Here is a 17658-nt window from a genome sequence, read left to right on the forward strand (position 1 = left end):
ATGAGCGGTGGGGGCGGGTACACCGCGACAACCGAAGCGTTGTCGAAGGCGTCGAAGAACATCGGTGACCTGGCGGAGAAACTCCTTGACGACAATCCGGACCTGGAAAACTCCGAGCTGACCAAGGAGAAGTTCGGGCGCGTGCACCAGGCGCACGCCGACAAGTACCTCGAGGGCGCCAAGCAGCTGTGGGGCGCGCTCTCCGGGTACAGCAAGGCTCTCGAAGCGTTCGGCACGAACATCGGCACCGCCGGGTCCGCGTACGGCAAGAACGAGGACAACCAGGCCGGCACGATCGACAAGACCGGCAACGGCGTCGACGGGATTCTCTGATGGCGGACGAAAACAAGCCGAAGACGTGGCCGGATGTCAAGGCGCTGCTCGACAACTCGGCGGTGCCGCCGGAGCTGAAGGACGGGCTGCTCCGGGCGTGGGTCAACGAACATCCGAACCCGGGCGGCGACGAGGGCAAGGACGTCGAGAAGTACCTCAAGGCCTACGGGCGGACGTTCATCACCATCCCGAAGAATCCGTTCGAAATGCCGGGCGGCGCCCCGAAACTCGACGAGATCTACGAGGAGGCCCGGCGGAAGGGCCAGCAGAACAGCTACAACCAGGACGAGAAGAAGAAGGAAGTCGACAAGGGCAAGGGCGAGCTCGACAAGAAGCAGCCGCCCGCGCCCGGCGAGGGCAAGGACGCCGGGGCCACCGGCACCAAGACTTCCGACGAACTCTTCGACCCGGCGGCCGCCGCGCTGCGAGTGTTCGAGACCTTCGGCGGGCTGCTCGAGAAAATCCCCGACGACTGCAAGGGGAACACGCGCAAGCTCGACCTCGACAAGGACATCCGCGGTCCGTTCGACGAGCAGCGCGGGATCAGCTTCGAGAGTTTCGTCAACGACGCCATGCATTTCAAGCACGGCTCGGAAACCGTGAAGGCGACGCTGACCGACACCGGGACCGAACTCGGCACCCTGTTCGGGACCTGGACCGGCGCCGGTGCCGACGCGGCGTCGGACCGGTACAACGAGAGCATCCAGAAGAAGGCGGCGAAGCTGGGGGAGGACCTCAGCCACGCCAGCGAAGCGACGCTGCACACCACGAAGACGCTGTTCGACCTGTGCAAGGGGAAGGCCGACCAGGTCATCGCCCTGTACCGCGACCAGGTCGGCAAGGCTGATTACACGATGGCGCAGAAGGTCATCGCGGTCGCCAACGGCGAGCACGGCAGCGTCAACGACCTGGCCCAGATCGCCGGGTGGATGGACTACAACTTCGGCACCAACCTGGTCGACACCCTCAACGACCAGGGCTGCTGCGACGACGACGAGATCCAGAGCCACGGCAAGGACCTCGCCAAGCAGTGGATCATGAACCAGTTCAACCCCGACATGTGGGACACCATCTACCTGGGGTTCGAGAAGGCCTGCAAGGACGCCAAGGACCTCGTCGACAAGGCTTACGACGCCCTCGACAAGGAGATGGGCAAGCTCAAGAACAAGTTCGAGGGCGCCACGGACGGCGGAGCTGGCGGGGCCGGGGGCTCGGGTGGTCCCGGCGGGCCTGGTGGCGGTGGTCCTGGCGGTGGCGGTCAGGGGCCGGGCGGGGGCGGCCAAGGCGGCGGTCCGGGTTCTGGCGGTCCGGGTTCTGGCGGTCAGGGTCCGGGCGGTTACGGCGGTGGCCAGGGTGGCTACGGCGGTGGTTCCGGCAGCGGTCACGGTGGCGGCACTGGGGGTGGCACTGGCGGCGGGTCCGGTTCGGACATTCCGCAGGGCGACCACTCCGGCGGCGCGGGCGGCGGCTTTGGCGGCGGTACGGGAGGCGGCACCGGCGGCGGATCCGGTTCGGGTGGCGGTTCCGGCAGCGGATCCGGCGGAGGCGGCGGGAAAGTTCCCGACCTCGACGTCCCGTCCGAGGTGCCGGGCGGCGGTCCCCTCGGCGGGGGCTCGGGCGGCGGGACTGGCGGCGGCGGTCCGGTGGACGGCCCGCCGATCAAGACCGACTCCGGCGGCGGATCCGGCTCCGGCGGGCCTGGTTCCGGTTCGGGCTCGGGCGGTTCCGGGGGGCCGGACCAGGGCCAGTCCGAGGAAGAAGCCAAGCAGCGGGCCGAGGAAGAGGCCAAGCAGAAGGCTCAGGCGGAGGCGAAGCAAAAGGCCGAAGCCGCGATGGAGTCGCTGAAGAAGGACTCGCAGGGCAGTCACGGCGGCGCTCCCCTCGGCGGACCGGGCGGCGGCGAACCCGGTTCGCCCGGCCCCGACGGCAAGGGCCCGGACGACAAGGGTTCCGACGGCAAGGGCCCGGACGACAAGGTTCCCGGCGACAAGGGCGGCGGCGGTTCGCCCGGCGGCGGCGGTCCGGTGGACGGCCCGCCGATCAAGACCGACCCCGCCGACGGCGGCCCAGGTGGCGACGACGGCAAGCCGGGCGACGGCAAGCCCGACGACGACAAGAACCACGACGGCAAGCCCGACGAGGACGGCCGGGAGGTCCTGAAGGTCAAGCAGGGCGACAAGACGTTCGAGATGTCCGAGCCGGATCACGACGGCAAGATGGACATCAAGATCGGCGAGGGCTCCGGGCCCGTCAAGGACTTCAAGATCGACTGGTCCGACGACAAGTCCGCGCACGACGGCGGGGACGGTCAGCACGGCGACGAGGTCCACCACCCCGGTCCGGACGGCAAGATCCACCTCCGCGACGGCGACACGAAGATCACCGCCGAGCGTCCGGACGGGCCGAACGGGCCGACTGTCGTCACGGTCGACGACGGCAAGGGCAACCCGACGACCTACACCCTCGGCGAGGAGGACAAGCCGCACGGCACGCGTCCGGTCGACCATGGTCCGGAGATGCCCGGCGACAGCACCGGCCACCACGCGGGCGACGGTCCTGGCCAGCACCCCGGTGACCACAAGGGACCCGACGGTCCCGGGCACGGCGGTGCCTCGCCCAGCAGCCACCCCGTCGGGCGTCCGAGCGAAGGCGGCCCGGGCCCGGAAATCTCGCACACCGGCGACCCGCTCGGCGGGCATCCGGCAGGCGACCCGGCGCATCCGGCGGGAGACGGCCCCGGGCAGGGAGCGTCGCACGGCGGCGGACACCACGCGGGAGAACCGGTCCAGCCGCTGGACCACGGCGTTCCGAGCGGCGCGCCGGGCCATCCGATCCAGGGCGGTCCGGGACCAGAGGTTTCGCACACCGGCGTGCCTGCCGGTATCCCGAGTGCTCCGCTGCACGGCGGGCCCGTAGTCGGGGTCGACAGCACGCCCGTGTCCGGTACCCACACCGGCGGCGGGTTCTCGCAACCCGCGGGCGACCACTCCGGCGGGGGTCAGCCCGGTGGCGCCGGAATGCCCGGCATGGGCGCGATGGGCGGCGGACACGGCGGCGGTGGCGGCGGTGGCGAAACCGAGCGGCGCGCGGCGTACCGCGTGGAGGGCGCGGTCTTCGACAACCTCGCCGAACCCGCCAGCCGGATCACTGGTTCACTCGACGATGACGACGACGCGCCGATCATCCGGACCAGGTAGGAGGGACGCATGAGCGAAACCGCCGCGATGAAGGCCGAACTGGACGCGCTGGTCCGGGAGCAGGCCGATCGCCGGGCGCTGCGCGAGCAGAAGGCCGAGGAGATCAAGGCGCAGTCCCAGGAGTACATGACCAAGCAGGTGCAGGCGGCCGAACGGTACGTCCAGCACCGGCGGGAATTGGGCAAGCGCAAGACCAAGTCCGGCTGGAGCACGGACCGGCCGAGCACCGACCCGCCCTCGGCGTTCGACTCCGACGAGTTCGGCAACGAGCCGGGTTCGGCCTCCCCGTTCGCGGTGACACCGAACCAGCCCGCCCTGCGGACCGAGGCACCGCGTCGTCCGGCGCGCCGCCCGCGTCCGGTGGAGGACGACGAGGACGACGACGCTTTCCTCAACAACCGCTGGCGCGATTGAGGTCCTGAACCGGGAGGGGCTGCGCGGCCCCTCCCGGTTCAGACCCGGACGAGCATTTTCCCGACGTTCTCCCCGCACAGCATCCCGATGAACGCGTCCACGATGCCGGAAAACCCTTCCGCCACAGTCTCATTCACCAGCACTCGCCCGCTGCGGACGTGCGGGACCACGAATTCCTCGAACTCTTCGCGGGCGTCCAGGTGATTGCGCACCAGAAACCCTTCGATCCGAAGGCTTTTCCCGACGACGTCGAACAGGTTGTGCGGCGCGCTCGGTGGCGTGCGCAGACTGTTGTACTGCGCGACCGAACCGCACCAGGCGACCCGGCCGTGGTCGCGGAGGGCGTCGATCGCGGCAGCCAGGTGATCGCCGCCGACATTGTCGAAATACACGTCGATCCCGTCCGGAGCCGCTTTCGCGAGCAGATCGGTGACCGGGCCGTCGTGGTAGTTGAAGGCGGCGTCGAAACCGAGATCGCGAGTTAGGTGCTCGACCTTCGCCGCGGACCCGGCGCTGCCGACGATCCGTTGTGCGCCAAGCAACCGGGCGAGCTGTCCGGCCGCGCTGCCGACCGCACCGGCCGCGGCGGAGATGAACACGTCGTCGCCGGGACGGACCTGCGCGATCCGGGTCAGGCCGACGTACGCGGTGAGCCCGGTCCCACCGAGAATGCCCAGGTAGGCGCTGAGCGGAACGCCGTCCGCCGGGGTGATCGTCCGGAGGTCGGCGGTGGTGAGGACGGCGTGGGTCGCCCAGCCGTGCCGGTGGAACACCGTCGTGCCGACCGGCAGCGTCGGCTCCTTCGACTCGACGACCTCGCCGATCGTGCGTCCTTCGAGACCCGCGCCGAGTTCCCAGCCACCCCACTCCATGAACTCGCGCATATACGGATCGACGGACAGGTAACGGTTCTCGACCAGCACCTGTCCGTCGGCGAGGTCCGGCAGCGGCTGGGTGACGAACTCGAAATCAGCGGCACTCGGCGCGCCCTCGGGGCGGCGGACCTGGCGGACGGCGGTCAGGGACACGGGATCTCCTTGGTTGGCTCTGACCAGCAACTTAAGCGTGACAACGCCACTCGGGCAGATCTCCGGATCGATGGACCGGCTTGATCCATGAATCTCGCTCATGGTGGCAGCTAGGCTGGCCGCATGGATGCTGTCGACCTCACGCCGGGCGAGCTGCGCCTGCTGCTCGCGGTGGAGCGCACCGGCAGCTTCACCGCCGCGGCCGCCGAGCTGAGCCTGACTCAGTCCGCGGTCTCGCACGCCGTCCGGACCTGCGAACGCAAGGTCGGCGCCATCCTGTTCGACCGCGGCCGCACCGGCGCCCGACCCACCGCGGCCGGTGCCCGCGCACTCGTGCACGCCCGGCTGATCCTGCGCCAACTCGACGTCCTTCGCGCGGAAGCCCGAGGCGCGGCCGCCGGGGCACTGACCGGTCCGTTGCGCATCGCCGCTTTCCGCAGCGCCGCCGCACATCTCCTGCCCGCGGCACTGGAACGCTTGACCGCCAAGCATTCCGGTCTGCACCCGCAGGTCCTGATCGTCCCCGAACTGGGCCGCGGCACCGCGGGCGAGGTCGCCGACGGCCGCGCGGACGTCGCCATCGCCACCCTCGGCGAGGACGAAACCCCACCGACCGGTTTGGTCGCCGGGGAACTGTTCCGGGAGCCGTACTTCCTGGTCAACCCAGGAAACCAGCCCGAACCGCGCGGCCTGCCGCTGCTTGACTGGCCGGAAAACTGCTCCTCCTACACCCGCTCCTGGTGGGCCCGGCAGGACTGGCTGCCTTCCACGAAAATGGAAGTCGCCGACGACGGGGTGGTCCTTTCCATGGTGGCGCAAGGGATCGGCATGGCGATCCTGCCGAAACTCACGCTCGCCGCCGCCCCGCCGGGCGTCTCGGTCACCCCGATCGCCGACCCGCCCACGCGGCGGATCGGATACGTCGCGACTTACGCGGGTGCGCAATCCCTCGCGGTGCGCGAGTTGGTCCGGGAATTGCGCGCGGTGGCCGAGTTGCAGGCGGTCGAGGAGACCGGCCTTACCGCACCGGGGTGAGCTGTTCCCGGCCGATGACCCGGTCGCGGTACCGGACCGTCAGGTCGAGTCCGGAGATCTCGTAGTGGTAATCGCCGTTGGAAGCAGTGAATCCGGCGGAAGTCTTGTCGGCCGGAAGCGAGACGTGGTTCTCCGCCGTGACCGGTTTGCCCTTGATCTGGCCGTTGTAGCGGTAGGAACCGTCCGAGCCGACGCAGATCGTCACGAGGTGCTTGCCGGTGTCGTACCTGGCCACCAAACTCGCTCCGGCTCCGGAGTCGGGAAGCCACTGGGCCGCCTCGGCCGGGCACGGTGCCGTGGCCGAGGTTTGCGGGGGTTGCCGCAACTGCGAGCCGAGGTTGGCGAGGAAGTCGCTGCCGTACACGAGGGCCAGGAAGCCGAAGACACCCAGCATCACCCACGGGAAGACCCGCCGTTTCCTCCGGCGCCGGACATACGGGCGCGGAGTGCACGACGGCGGCTTCGGCAGGGCCTTCGGCGGAGGCGGCCGCATCGGCGGCGGGGGTTTCGGGGCCAGCGCGATCGTCGGCCGCTCCGCTTCGGTGTGCTTGGATTCCACGAACGCGACGGTTTCCTCGGCCGAGATCGCGAGCGGACGATGGTCGGGCAGGGCCAGTTCTCCGGTCGCGCTGCCGGCTTCCCGGCCGCAGACCCGGCACGTCGACTGTTGTGCGTAGTTGTTCGTATGGCAGGAGTCGCACGACCAATCAGCTTTGTCCGGCATCGAATACCACCACCTCGTCGTCGTCTCCGGAGCGGAAGGTCACCCAGTTCTCGTCGCGGGGAGCGCGACGGACCGGAAGCGGCGCGAGCACCGGAGCCGACGGCGGCGCGGGCGGCCTCGGGGGAGCGGAACCGTGGTGCCCCACCGCGGTCACCTCGTCGACCAGCCTCTGCAGGAAGATCCGGTGCCGCTCCGGGAACCACATCGGGAGTTCGACCAGTGCGTCCCGGCCCCAGCGCGCGGTCAGGTCCAGCCGGAGCAGTTCCTGGCCCGCCAGCCCGGGTTCGACCGAGAGCGCCGCCGCGGTGCAGTTGCGGACCGGGACCCGGAACACCGCCTGCGGAGTCCCCGGGCGCGGGCGTTCGCTGATGATCAGCAACGCCCGGTCCCGGTACAGCACGACGTCCGGCCCTTCGATCGGCGGCGGCAGCGGACGAGGGGGAGCCTGCGCCGGCGGCGGCACCGCCTGGCGGCGTCGGCTCGGCCAGCGGAAGCGCCTGCTCAAAGGCTGCTCGCGATCGTCGCGATGATCTGGTCCATTTCCCATTCCTCGAGCCCTTCGCCCGCGGTGGACGGGAAGAAGAGCGTGTTGTTCCAGTCGTCGGCGATGTCCTCCCACGGATAGGCCTCGGGGGCGAAGAGCAGGAGCCGTTTGGCCGAGTTCTCCATGCGTGCTCCGCGCTGCTGGGCGTGGCCCCACCAGGAGAAAAGCTCGTCCAGCGAACCCGGGATCGAGGACGGGTAGCCTGCCGCGCCGCGTTGCCGCGGATCGCCGAGCCGGTGCGCGGGCGCGTCGGTGAAGAGAACGATCACGTGCCGCCGCCGGTCGAGACCGGTCTCCCATTCGGACTGCATCGCGACGGCGAGCGCTTCCAGCCCGGACTCGGGTTCGTCCCCGCCGCCGACCGGACGCAGTGCGCGGACGGTGCGTTCGAACTCGTCCACCTTCGCGGGGACGGAAAGGAACTCGGTCTCGGCCAAGGCGTCGTCGGCGCGGTCCCCGAAATCGCGGAACGCCACGACCTTCAAGCGCAGGCTGCGGATCCGCCTGCCCTTGTCGGCCATCTCTTGCATGAGCCTGCCGGGGAAGGTCAGCGCGCTCTCCTTCACGTTGTCCAGGATCGGCTGCATGCTCGCCGTGGTGTCGATGCACAACACGATGTCGACGGCGTAGCCGAGATCGGTCGCGGTTTGCTGGCTCATCGGTTTCCTTTCGCTGGAACGCGGCCGGTGAGGTTGATCCGGACCCGGCTGCGCGCGGCCGGCTGATGCTGCGCGCGCAGCAGGGAAAGCACGTCGTCGATGGCGGGCCGGGCCGACGGACGGTCCCGCATCGTGCCGGACAGCAATTCCGCCCAGTCCTCCGGCAATGCCGGGTCGAGTTTCAGGTCGGCGCCGGCGAGGACCGCCGCGGCGGGGGATTCGAATTCCGCCGGGAACTCGGGCGGGGTGCCGGCCACATAAGTGTGGATCAGCAGTCCCAGCGCGAAAATATCCGCCGCGGTGGTGAGCTGGGACGACCGGACGCCCCGCTCGCCGCGCAGATAGCTGAGCCATTCCGGCGCGCCGTAGTACGGGTTTCCGCCGACCTCCCCGGCTTTCGGCGGTGCGCCCGAAACGTAGGAATCGTCGAAGTCGATCAGTTTCGCGATGTGCAGATCGCTGCGCGGCGGCCGGTGGATCAGCACGTTCTCCGGCCGGAGGTCGCCGTGGACGATCTTGTGCTCGTGCAGCAGCGCGACGCTCTCGCAGAGGGTGTGCAACAGGATGGCGCGATCGCGCGGGGCCAGGTCCGCGGGAGCCACGTCCACCGGGTCGATCCGGTCGGTGATCTTGTAGTAGCGCGTCCCTTCGGCGAAAAAGTCCTTCGCCAGCACGAGATTTCCGGCGTGCGGATGGTCCGCGCGCAGGATCCGCGACAGTTTTTCGTGCCGTTGCTCGAATTTCCGGCAGGCGGCGAGGCGGCGTTTCTTGTCCTCGACCGAGCCCATCGAGTCCGGACGCGGGCGTTTGGGCTCGAGGAACTCCTTGACGAAGAATTCCTTGCCGTCCTTGCGGGCGAACGCCCACAGGCATTTGCCGGCGTTCGCGTTCGACGGGCGCGTGACGATCTCGTAGCCCCGCACCGCCGAGCCGAGTTTCACGAGCCGTTCCTTTCTCGCGGGGGAAGCCGTCGTTCGTAGTGCCCGCGGTAGGCGAGCCAGGAGCGAGTTCTGGTTTCGACCAAGGCGGTCCGCCCGCCCGCGGCCGCCCGGCGCATCGGTTCGGCGTGTTCTTCGCGCAGCCGGTCGAACCGGGTCCGGAAGCTCGCGCGGACGGCGGCGAAATCCTCGAACCCGAGCGCGACGATCGCGATCGACGCGTCGTCCTGGGTGTAGGACTGGACCTTCTCGGTGAGCAGAATCGACCAGTGCAGCTCGTCCTGCGCGCTCAGCAACGTCTCCCACAGCGCGTGCTCGAACTCCGCGGGAGTGCCGACGTAGCCGAAGAATCCGTCGGTCGCCGTGACGAGCAGGCACGGCAGCCGGGCGGTTCCCTGGCCGCCGTGGATCTGGAACGGGCCGCCCGCCTGGACCAGGTTGGTCATCGGCGGGTCTTGCAGCAGCAGTTCCAGCGCGTCGCCGGGCTCGGCGTCGTCGAGGCTGAGCTGCTGCAGTCCGGCGCGGGGTTCCGCTACGTAGCAGCGGGAATCCCCGGCCCACAGCACGTGCCACGAGACCTGTCCGTCGGCCAGTTCGAAGGCCAACCCGGCGAAGGTGGTCGGAAGTTCGCGCTGGAGCTTCCCCCGGATCCTTCGCGGGCGCAGCACGCCGGCGCCCAGCCGGTTGCCGAGATGCGCCGCGAGCACGTGCGGGGCGATGTTCGCCCGCGCGTCGGTGAACCACTCTTCGACGAGCGCGCGGGCCCGGCGGGACGCGAGCCAGGCTTGGGTGCGCAGTTGCCCGGACGGCGTTCGGCCCGCCGGGGCCCGGCCCGCGCCGCCGACCCCGTCGAAGACGGCGAGCAGCCCGGACCTCGACGGCCGGTGCAGGAGCACGAGCGGGTCGGCGTCCTCGCCCTTCCCCGGGATCCGTTCCGTCCACACCGCGACCGCGGCGAGTGCTTCTTCGGTGTAGTGCCAGAGGCGTGCGCCGCCTCGCGCACCGGGAGGTACGTCCATGCCTCAGCTTTCGTTCTCCGGCTCGGCCGGCCGCAGGGTGCCGCGCAGCCGGCTGGCGCGTTTCGAAGACGGCACCTCGTCCTCGGCGGTGTCCTTCGCCGGGGGAACGTTGCCCTCGACGACTTTGGCTTCTTCGATTTCCGCTTTGGCGCGGGATTCGAGGCTGTCGCGGAGTTTCCGCCGCTTGCCGGGTACGGCCTTGCTGCGGTCGAAGAACTCGCCGAGGACCTGTTCGCGTACCTCGGAGATGCTGAAGTCCTCCATGTCGGCGCCGGTGAAGGCGCGCAGCACGTCGATCTTGGCCTTCATCTCGGCGGCGCGGTCGGCTCGTTCCCGGTCCAGAAGCGCCATCGGGTCGCCGTCGTCGATCGACATGATGTGGGCGAGCATGTCCTCGCGCGTGCCGCCCGCGATCGGCCGCATGGCGTCGTAGGACAGCTTGCGCACGCGGATTTTCCGTTGCTCGGTCACGAAATCCTCGTTGTCGACCATCGAGACCGACACCGAGTAGGCGCTGAGCCGCACGGCGGGCGAATCGCGCGCCGAGTTGAGCCGGGAGGAGATCGCGCTCGCCGCCGCCGCGGGTTCCAGCACGTCGAACCGGGCCGCCGCCTCGCGGACGATCCCGGTGAGCGACGGCAGCAGGCTGGCGGTCATGTCGGTGACCTTGTTCAGCGCGATGGCGACGGGATCGGTGACCTGGCAGGCGAACTCGACGGTGACGCGGAAGGTGAAGGCCGGATCTTTGCTCGCCACGTGGATCGCGAAGGACAGGCCGCGAGTGGCCACGTCGATCAGATGCATCCGGCGGTAGTTGCCGGTCCGGGCGTCCGGCACGCGTTCGCCGTGGTTGACGACGATCGGCGCGCCGGCGGCCCGCTCCAGGACCATCGCGACGCCGAGCTCGGGCGAGCGCAGCGGGGCGCCGAGGCGCATCCGGCGGACTTCGACGCAGCTGAGGACCGGGTTGTACGTGCTCATGATGCTTCTTCCTCGAGGTCGAGCAGGGTGTCGTGGAATTCGGCGGCCTGGTCCGACGGGTCGTGCGGGTCGCTCGCCCAGCCGCGCAGGAGGTGCAGGATCCGTTCGAAATCGCTCGTCCCGCGGTCGGCGATTCCAGCCAGCACGCTGAGTACGGGTTCCGCGGTCGAACGGTCGCGGTCGCAGATGCGGACCCACGACCGCAGCGCGTCCTCGGCGAGGCCCCGGGCCGCGGAGTTGGCCAACGCCCGCCCCCAGAGTTCGGAGAGCACTTCCCGGTGCCGGGATTCTTCGCGCATCAGCAGCGGACGCTCGCCGCGGCCGGCTTCGGGCTCGACGGCGAAGGCGAACATCGTCAGGGCTTTGACCTCGGATTCCCCGTCCTCGGAACGCTCGGTCCATTCGAGCAGGGCCTGCAGCACCTCCCCCGCGCAGCCGGACTCGAGCAGTGCCTGAGTGCTGACGGCGACGGATTCCAGCAGGCCCCAGTCGCCAAAGCGGACGAGGCGGCGCAGGACGCGCAACGCCCGCCGGGGGTTCTCCGTGCCGAGCTGCCCGCCGACCGCGAGGCCCGCGGTGATCGGCAGCCTGCGGATCTTCGGCTCGCCGACGAGTTCCGCCCACCGCTCGACATACGACCAGGCGATGCCCGCGTTGCCCGGACTCTGCGTCCCCGCGACGTTGAGCCCGTACGCGGCGCTCTGCTGCAGCAACGGCGATTCGGACGTGGCCCAGTGCAGCAGGTAGCCGTGCACGCCGTGCTCGAAATCGGTGTTCGCGAGGATGCCCGCGGCGTGGGCCGCCCTGGCCCGCACGTCCACGTTCGTGTGGTCGGCGAGATTTTTCAGCCAGGTCAGGATTTTCTCGCGGGCGCCGTCGAGCTCGAGCCACAGGATGCGGAGCACGGCGACCCGCAGGCGAACTGATTTGAACCGCAGGCTGGCGCTGCCCCCGGCTTCGTCGGAATCCAGCTCAAGCCAGCTGCGCTCGGCGACGATCTTGCGGAGGTAGCGCAGGGTGAGCGTCGCCGAACTGCCGTTGCTGAGCTGCCGATGGAGTGCGATCGCCGCGTCCGCGACGTGCAGATAGCTGGCGTTTTCGAGCACTGCGGTGGCGAAGACGAGCGCGACGTCCACACTGCCCGGGTTCTGGCTGAGCCATTCCCGGACCTGCCCGGTCGGATCGCGCAGTTTGTCGAGCGCCTTGCCGAGATCCTCGCCGGCGCGGACGGCGGCGACCACGGCGCGCGCGACGCGAGCGGCGAACTCCGGATTGTCGCGTTCTTCAAGCAGTTCCTCCACCCCGGCCGCGGCCAGCTGATCGCGGAGGGTTTCGGGGTCGGCCCACGGAATCTCGCCGTCCAGCCGCTTGCGCACGATGTCCATCGGATCCGGCAGTTCGAGTTCCTCGACGACGAACTCGACGCGTTTCGTCGCGGTGGCAAGGGATCCGGCGGCCGGGCCGGTCACGACCACGAGGTGGCTTCCCTCGTCCTGCAGGCGTTCGGCGGTTTTCGCGAGCCAGTCGTCGGTGAGCTTGCTCGCGGAGAACTTGCCGTCGCCGTTGTCCGGGTCGACGACGAGGCATCCGCTGCGCGGCCGGGGAATCCGCCAGCTCGGGTTGCCCAGGATCGAGGTGGGCAGGCGGTAGATCACCGCGTCCTCGTCGACCACCTCCCGCAGGGCGGCCAGCGCGCGGCTGAACCGTCCGGTGCTCGCCGCGTCGGCGATGATCAGCAGGTTGGTGTCGCGCAGCCGGTCCACGCAGTCCTGGAAGTCGGGCGGGGGCGCGAAGTATTCGATCGCGGCGAGGTCTTGCGGCTGAGCCCGGCTTCTGCCCGACCGCCGCGCGGTGCTCCGGCTGCCCGGCCCGGCGAGGAAGTCGCCGTCGGCGTGCACCTCGTGGAAGATGTTGACGTTCGTGACGCCTCGCAGCCTGCCGGCGGCTTCCGAGACGATCTTGCTGAACTGCACGTTCAGCAGATCCGAGGCCTGGCCGCGCAGGTCGTGCACGGCCTGGTCCCGGTCCGAGGGCGGCGGGGGGTCCTTTTCGGCCGAGGCGGGCTCAGGGGACGGCGATTCCGCCGGCTCCTTCGGAGCTTCCTCGGCCGGAGTCTCTTCGCTCAAGAGTCAGCTCCGGGGGAAACGGGTTCGGGAATTCGGTCAGCGCGGTCCGGCGTGGAAGTCGCCGCGCACGTCGACCCGGTCGTACTGGTTGACCACGCCGCCCTGGTGCGCGTGGGCGGTGAACTTCGCGGCGGTGGCGGTCCCGGTCGAGGCGGTTCGGTGCAGTTCGGGAACGAGCTGCTCCAGCCGGGTGGCGAGGCGGTCGATGTCGGGCACGGCGTTGCGGAAGTGGACTCGGGCGTCTTGCACGTCGGCGAGCTGGCGAAGCGGCGCGGGCAGCTCCTCGCGCGGAATCCGGGGAGTGTCCAGCAGTACCGGAATAACGCGTTTTCCCAGCTCGAATGCGGTGGTGATCTCCCGGCGGACGAAGTCGCGCGGGTCGTCGAGGAGCCGGTTCCCGTCCTCGTCGGCGGCGTTCAGCCAATTTCTCCCGATCACCACCAGCAGGGCCTGCGAGGCCTTGACCGCGTCGAACAGGTATTGCTCCCATTCGGAGCCGAGTTCGATCGACTTGGAAGCGAAAAAGACGGCTTCCGGGCCGAACGCGCGAGACAGTTCGTGGTCGAGCAGCGCCACGCCGAACCGTTCGTCGACCGTGCGGTAGTTGAGGAAAATCTGGTTCAACGCGGGGCCTTTCCAGGTCTGTCCGCTCGCGTGCGGCACGGCTCGGGGCCGGTCGGGGCGGAGGGTCGGGGGAGCAGAGAGCAATCTTTGGCATCCGAACGGCTGCTTGACAAGACCTACTTGAGGGTAGGGGACCGTTTCCTGTTTCCTCTTGCCGGCGACGCTTTTGTCCAGCTTTTGACTACCGTCGCGGCAGTGCAGTAACGATCTACGGAATCGTCGCAGAATGATCCGATTCCTGGTCTAAATCGCACCGCACGGACTGATCGTTTCCTGTTTCCGGATGTCGCGGGGAACGTTAACCCGCTCGGCGGAGGATTGCCGGTCGGGCAGGATGGGAAACCGACGAAGGGCGGTGCGCCAGGTGTCTTCCGTGCCGGAGACGTTCGGATCGAGAGTGCGAGCGATGCGGATCGCCGAAGGGCTTTCGCTGAGCGAGTTCGCCCGGCGGCTCTACTACAGCAAGGGCCACGTGAGCCGGGTCGAGACCGGTGCGCAGGCGCCGTCGCCGGAGTTCGTGCGGAAGTGCGACGCGGTGCTGGGGGCCGGGGGAGAGCTGATCGACCTCGCCGGGGAAACCGAGCGGGCTGCCCGGCCGGCCGCGGCCGGGGCAACCGAGGAGGAAGTGTGGGTGATGACGATGATGCCCGAGGGCGGCGGCTCGTTCAATCCGGTCGGACGGCGGGACGTGCTGCTCGGCGGAATGGCGGTGATCGCCGGGCTCAAGGTGTCCGGCACCGGCGTCGTGGCCGTGGACGCCGAGGCGCAATTGCTCCAGCACCGGCGTTTGTTCGACGCCGCGCGGGCGTTGGGCCAGTCCTCTTCGCCGGACGTCGTGCTGCCGATGGTGGTGGGGCAGGCGCAGGCGTTGCGCACGCTCGCCACGCAGGTCACCGGCGGGGCTCTGCCGAAGGTGGCCTCGCTGGCGGCACGGACGGCGGAGTACGCGGGCTGGATGGCCCAGGAGTCCGGCGACGACGCTGCCGCCGCTTGGTGGACCGCGCGGGCGGTGCGTGTCTCCGGGGTCGCCGGCGATGACTACCTGTCGAGTTACGCCTTGGTCCGGCAAGCCCTGATCGCCATGTACCAGGGGGACGGGGCGGAGACCGTCGCACTCGCGCAACAGGCGCAGGAAAGGAAAAACGTCCCGGCCCGGATACTCGGGCTCGCGGCACAGCGCGAAGCTCAAGGCCGCGCCCTCGCCGGTGATCCGGATGGCTGCCTGCGGGCGCTGGACCGGGCGCGAACCTGGCTGCAGGACCCCGACGGCGTGCCGGACGGACCGGTGATCGGCACGTCGCAGGTCGCCGATCCGGTCGGGGTCGCGACCGGCTGGTGCCTTTACGACCTCGGCCGCCCGGCGGAGGCAGCGGAAGTGCTGGACCGGGAACTCGCGCGGATCCCGCTCAGCGCCGTACGCGCTCGCACCCGGTTCGGCCTGCGCTTGTGCCTGGCCTACGCGGCGTCCGGCGAATTGGAGCAGGCGTGCCGCCTCGCGCAGCCGCTGCTGGTGCAGCTCGCCCAGCTCGGCTCCGCGACAATCCGCACCGATCTGCGGAAACTGGCGGTGGTGTTGCGAAGGTGGCACGCCCATCCGGACGTCCGTGCCGTAGGTCCCGAGCTGACCGCGGCCTTGAGCACGGCGAGATAACCGGGTCCAGATATGCCTCCTGCTTTTCTCGCGTTCTTCCGCCTTTGCTCCCTGGCAAAAGACCATCGTCCCCGGGAATTTGACCCCTCTCGCGCGCCCGAACGGAGGTTGTGCCTCCCCTCGCGGCCGCCAGACTGAAGGCACGCGGGACCCGTTCCCGCCGCGATGGCCCCGTTGGTCATCGGTCGAGCCCATGCCGGTAAACCGCCTCGGTGCGTGGTTGCTGCTCGTCGTTCCTCCCCGGCCAGGCGGGAGCGAAGGAGGACGGATGAGATTCCGCGGAAAGGCGCCCGCTGTCTTGGCGACTGTCGTCGGGGTGGTGCTGTCGCTGGCCGGATCGGCGGCGCTGGCGGGCAAGGTGCGCGCGCCAGCGTGTTCGCCGGGTACGACGGTCCCCGCCGATGACGGGCCGGTGTGCGGTGTCGCGGGCGCGGGAATCACGTCGTGGCAAGGGATTCGCTACGCCGCGCCGCCGGTGGGCGAGTTGCGTTGGGCCGCGCCGCAGCGTCCCGCGCCCTGGACCGAACCGTTCCCCGCGACCGCGGAGGGCAACGAATGTCCGCAGCCGCCGGGTACCGGTCCGGGGTCGGACAACGAGGATTGCCTCAATCTGACCGTGCGCGTGCCCAACAACGCGGGTCCCGGTCCGTTTCCGGTGATGGTGCAGATCCATGGCGGCGGATTCCTGCTGTGGAAGCCGACCGACGCGAGTCGTCTCGTGGCCGCGGGGCACGTCGTCAGCGTGGAGTTCAATTACCGGCTCGGGATTTTCGGCTTCCTGGCCCACGAATCGTTCGGGGCGCACGCGGGCAACTACGGACTCCAGGACCAGCAAGCCGCGCTCCGCTGGGTGCAACGGAACATCGCGAAGTTCGGCGGCGACCCCCGCAACGTCACGATCTACGGCGATTCCGCGGGCGGTTCGAGCATCTGCGCCCACACCGCTTCGCCGACCTCGGCTGGGCTGTTCAAGCGTGGAATCAGCCAAAGCGGCGAGTACAACTCGCTGCTCGGCGTCGACATCATCTGGCAAACGCAAGACTGCAAAGCAAACCTGCCCACCGAGAAACAAGCGCGGCAAAAGGGCGCACGATTCGCCGCGGCACTGGGTTGTTCGACCGCCGCGTGCCTGCGCGCGCTGCCCGCGCAAGCGGTGCTCAAACAGGCCGACCACGGGAGAAACCCGGACAACGGCACGGTCGCGCCGATCGTCGACGGCAAGACTCTGCCGATGTCCCCCGCCGAGGCTTTCGCGACCGGACAGGTCAATCGCGTAACGCTGATGCACGGCGTCGACCGCGACGAAACTCAGCTGCCGTCCGCCGAGACCGCAGCCGATTACGAGAAATTCCTGAAGCAACAGTACGGAAAGCACGCCGACGAGGTCCGCAAGACCTACCCGCTGAAGCGCTACCCCGCGCCAGCCCCGTACCTCGCGTACCGAACCGCCGTCGCGGATTCCAACTCGGTCTGCCCCGCCCTGCTCAACGACGAGCGGTTGTCCCGGCACCTTCCGGTCTTCGCCTATCAGGTCGATGACACCGACATCCCGCCGCAGTTCTTCGTCGACCCCGCCAAGCCGAACGGCGCCTACCATGTCGCCGAATGGCAGCTGATGTTCCCGGACGGGGTCCAGTTGACGCCCAACCAACAGGTGCTCGCCGACCAGATCTTGACGCAGTGGGCGGGTTTCGCCCGCACCGGAAACCCCACTGTGGACGGTGCTCCGCAATGGGATCCGTACACAAAGGACAAGCCGGTGGTGCTGGCGCTCAACGCGGCGGGAGACAGTCAGCTCACGACGGAGATCCCGCGGCAGCATCACTGCGCGGAACTCTGGAACCCGTTGACTCCCTTCCAGCACCGATAAAGCTTGCCTGATCGGGCGGTTTAGCCGGTCTCCAGTGGCAGTGCCTGCCGCCGGACACAACCCTGGTTCGCGTTATCGGACGACACCTCGGAAAGGAGCAGTTTTCGTGAAGCGTGTACTCGGGGGCCTCGGACTGGGGCTGGCACTGGTCTTTCTGTCCACCGCGACGGCACAGGCCGCGCCGTCGGCGATCGGACAGGACAGCCCGGGCTCGAGCCCGGGCGCCAACAGCGGCCTCGGCGGCGTCGGCGACCTGGTCGGCGGCTTGGCCGGAGGCGCGGGAACGCTCGGCTTCCTGCTGCCCTCCCCGAACGGTTCGGGAGCCAACTTCGTCAACGGCCTGATGAACAACCCGGCCGGAGCCATCACCGGAACCCCGGACAGCATCCTGCCGTACGGCCTCCTCGACGGCGGCAAACCGCAGCCGCTGCCCTCGAAGTGACCGCCCCGGGTGCGTCGGCTGGTTCGGCGCACCCGGGCGCTCCCCATCGCAACCGGGTCGTCAACAGCGCCGA

The 17658-nt window shown here is 69.4% G+C and carries 16 protein-coding genes; 7 read left to right on the forward strand and 9 right to left on the reverse strand.

Translation table 11 applies throughout. The features are described 5' to 3' along the window. Genes CU254_RS00245 through CU254_RS00265 form a run of 3 tightly spaced genes read left to right on the forward strand, consistent with a single transcriptional unit; the run spans position 1 to position 3944 of the window. Positions 1 to 333 carry a hypothetical protein gene (locus tag CU254_RS00245; RefSeq protein WP_037712082.1) on the forward strand — a complete coding sequence of 111 codons (333 nt, stop codon included), beginning with the start codon at positions 1 to 3 and terminating at the stop codon, positions 331 to 333. Next, positions 333 to 3530 carry a WXG100 family type VII secretion target gene (locus tag CU254_RS42820; RefSeq protein ID WP_159396473.1) on the forward strand — a complete coding sequence of 1066 codons (3198 nt, stop codon included), beginning with the start codon at positions 333 to 335 and terminating at the stop codon, positions 3528 to 3530. Before CU254_RS00245 ends, CU254_RS42820 begins: the two co-directional genes overlap by 1 nt. A gap of 9 nt (positions 3531 to 3539) precedes the next feature. Beyond that, positions 3540 to 3944: an OmpH family outer membrane protein gene (locus CU254_RS00265; RefSeq protein WP_009071635.1), complete on the forward strand. Its 405-nt coding sequence runs from the start codon at positions 3540 to 3542 to the stop codon at positions 3942 to 3944. Between the two features lie 38 nt (positions 3945 to 3982). Here the strand turns inward: CU254_RS00265 and CU254_RS00270 are convergent, their stop codons facing one another. After that, on the reverse strand, positions 3983 to 4972 hold the full coding sequence (locus tag CU254_RS00270) for an NADP-dependent oxidoreductase (RefSeq protein ID WP_037712083.1): 990 nt from the start codon (positions 4970 to 4972) through the stop codon (positions 3983 to 3985). Between the two features lie 123 nt (positions 4973 to 5095). Between CU254_RS00270 and CU254_RS00275 the strand changes: the two genes are divergently transcribed. Continuing rightward, positions 5096 to 6007, forward strand: a complete 912-nt coding sequence (locus CU254_RS00275) for a LysR family transcriptional regulator (protein ID WP_009071639.1) — start codon at positions 5096 to 5098, stop codon at positions 6005 to 6007. Here CU254_RS00275 and CU254_RS00280 read toward each other — a convergent pair. The 8 genes from CU254_RS00280 to CU254_RS00315 are packed head-to-tail and all read right to left on the reverse strand — an operon-like array spanning position 5991 to position 13622. Then, a complete protein-coding gene (locus tag CU254_RS00280; RefSeq protein WP_009071640.1) occupies positions 5991 to 6731 on the reverse strand; it encodes a zinc finger Ran-binding domain-containing protein in 741 nt (246 codons plus the stop codon). The genes CU254_RS00275 and CU254_RS00280 overlap by 17 nt on opposite strands. Then, complete coding sequence (locus tag CU254_RS00285) at positions 6715 to 7236, reverse strand: hypothetical protein (RefSeq protein WP_158687969.1); 522 nt, start codon at positions 7234 to 7236, stop codon at positions 6715 to 6717. The genes CU254_RS00280 and CU254_RS00285 overlap by 17 nt, the downstream gene beginning before the upstream one ends. After that, on the reverse strand, positions 7233 to 7934 hold the full coding sequence (locus CU254_RS00290) for a vWA domain-containing protein (protein WP_009071643.1): 702 nt from the start codon (positions 7932 to 7934) through the stop codon (positions 7233 to 7235). Before CU254_RS00290 ends, CU254_RS00285 begins: the two co-directional genes overlap by 4 nt. Then, a complete protein-coding gene (locus CU254_RS00295) occupies positions 7931 to 8875 on the reverse strand; it encodes a protein kinase (RefSeq protein WP_009071645.1) in 945 nt (314 codons plus the stop codon). The genes CU254_RS00290 and CU254_RS00295 overlap by 4 nt, the downstream gene beginning before the upstream one ends. Beyond that, positions 8872 to 9891 (reverse strand): hypothetical protein, encoded by a 1020-nt coding sequence (locus tag CU254_RS00300; protein ID WP_009071648.1) that lies wholly within the window; start codon positions 9889 to 9891, stop codon positions 8872 to 8874. The genes CU254_RS00295 and CU254_RS00300 overlap by 4 nt, the downstream gene beginning before the upstream one ends. 3 nt (positions 9892 to 9894) lie before the next feature. Beyond that, positions 9895 to 10872 (reverse strand): hypothetical protein, encoded by a 978-nt coding sequence (locus CU254_RS00305; RefSeq protein WP_009071649.1) that lies wholly within the window; start codon positions 10870 to 10872, stop codon positions 9895 to 9897. Next, positions 10869 to 12998 (reverse strand): hypothetical protein, encoded by a 2130-nt coding sequence (locus CU254_RS00310; RefSeq protein WP_009071650.1) that lies wholly within the window; start codon positions 12996 to 12998, stop codon positions 10869 to 10871. The genes CU254_RS00305 and CU254_RS00310 overlap by 4 nt, the downstream gene beginning before the upstream one ends. A gap of 36 nt (positions 12999 to 13034) precedes the next feature. Further along, positions 13035 to 13622 (reverse strand): toll/interleukin-1 receptor domain-containing protein, encoded by a 588-nt coding sequence (locus CU254_RS00315; protein ID WP_158687970.1) that lies wholly within the window; start codon positions 13620 to 13622, stop codon positions 13035 to 13037. Between the two features lie 334 nt (positions 13623 to 13956). On the opposite strand from CU254_RS00315, the gene CU254_RS00320 reads away from it, so the two are divergent. From CU254_RS00320 to CU254_RS00330, 3 genes are all read left to right on the forward strand, one after another. Beyond that, positions 13957 to 15273: a helix-turn-helix domain-containing protein gene (locus CU254_RS00320; RefSeq protein ID WP_009071653.1), complete on the forward strand. Its 1317-nt coding sequence runs from the start codon at positions 13957 to 13959 to the stop codon at positions 15271 to 15273. A gap of 268 nt (positions 15274 to 15541) precedes the next feature. After that, on the forward strand, positions 15542 to 17143 hold the full coding sequence (locus CU254_RS00325) for a carboxylesterase/lipase family protein (RefSeq protein WP_009071654.1): 1602 nt from the start codon (positions 15542 to 15544) through the stop codon (positions 17141 to 17143). 106 nt (positions 17144 to 17249) lie between these two features. Next, complete coding sequence (locus CU254_RS00330) at positions 17250 to 17585, forward strand: hypothetical protein (RefSeq protein WP_037712084.1); 336 nt, start codon at positions 17250 to 17252, stop codon at positions 17583 to 17585. The last annotated feature ends 73 nt before the right edge of the window (positions 17586 to 17658 follow it).

It is taken from the genome of Amycolatopsis sp. AA4 (genome assembly GCF_002796545.1).
Lineage (GTDB): Bacteria > Actinomycetota > Actinomycetes > Mycobacteriales > Pseudonocardiaceae > Amycolatopsis.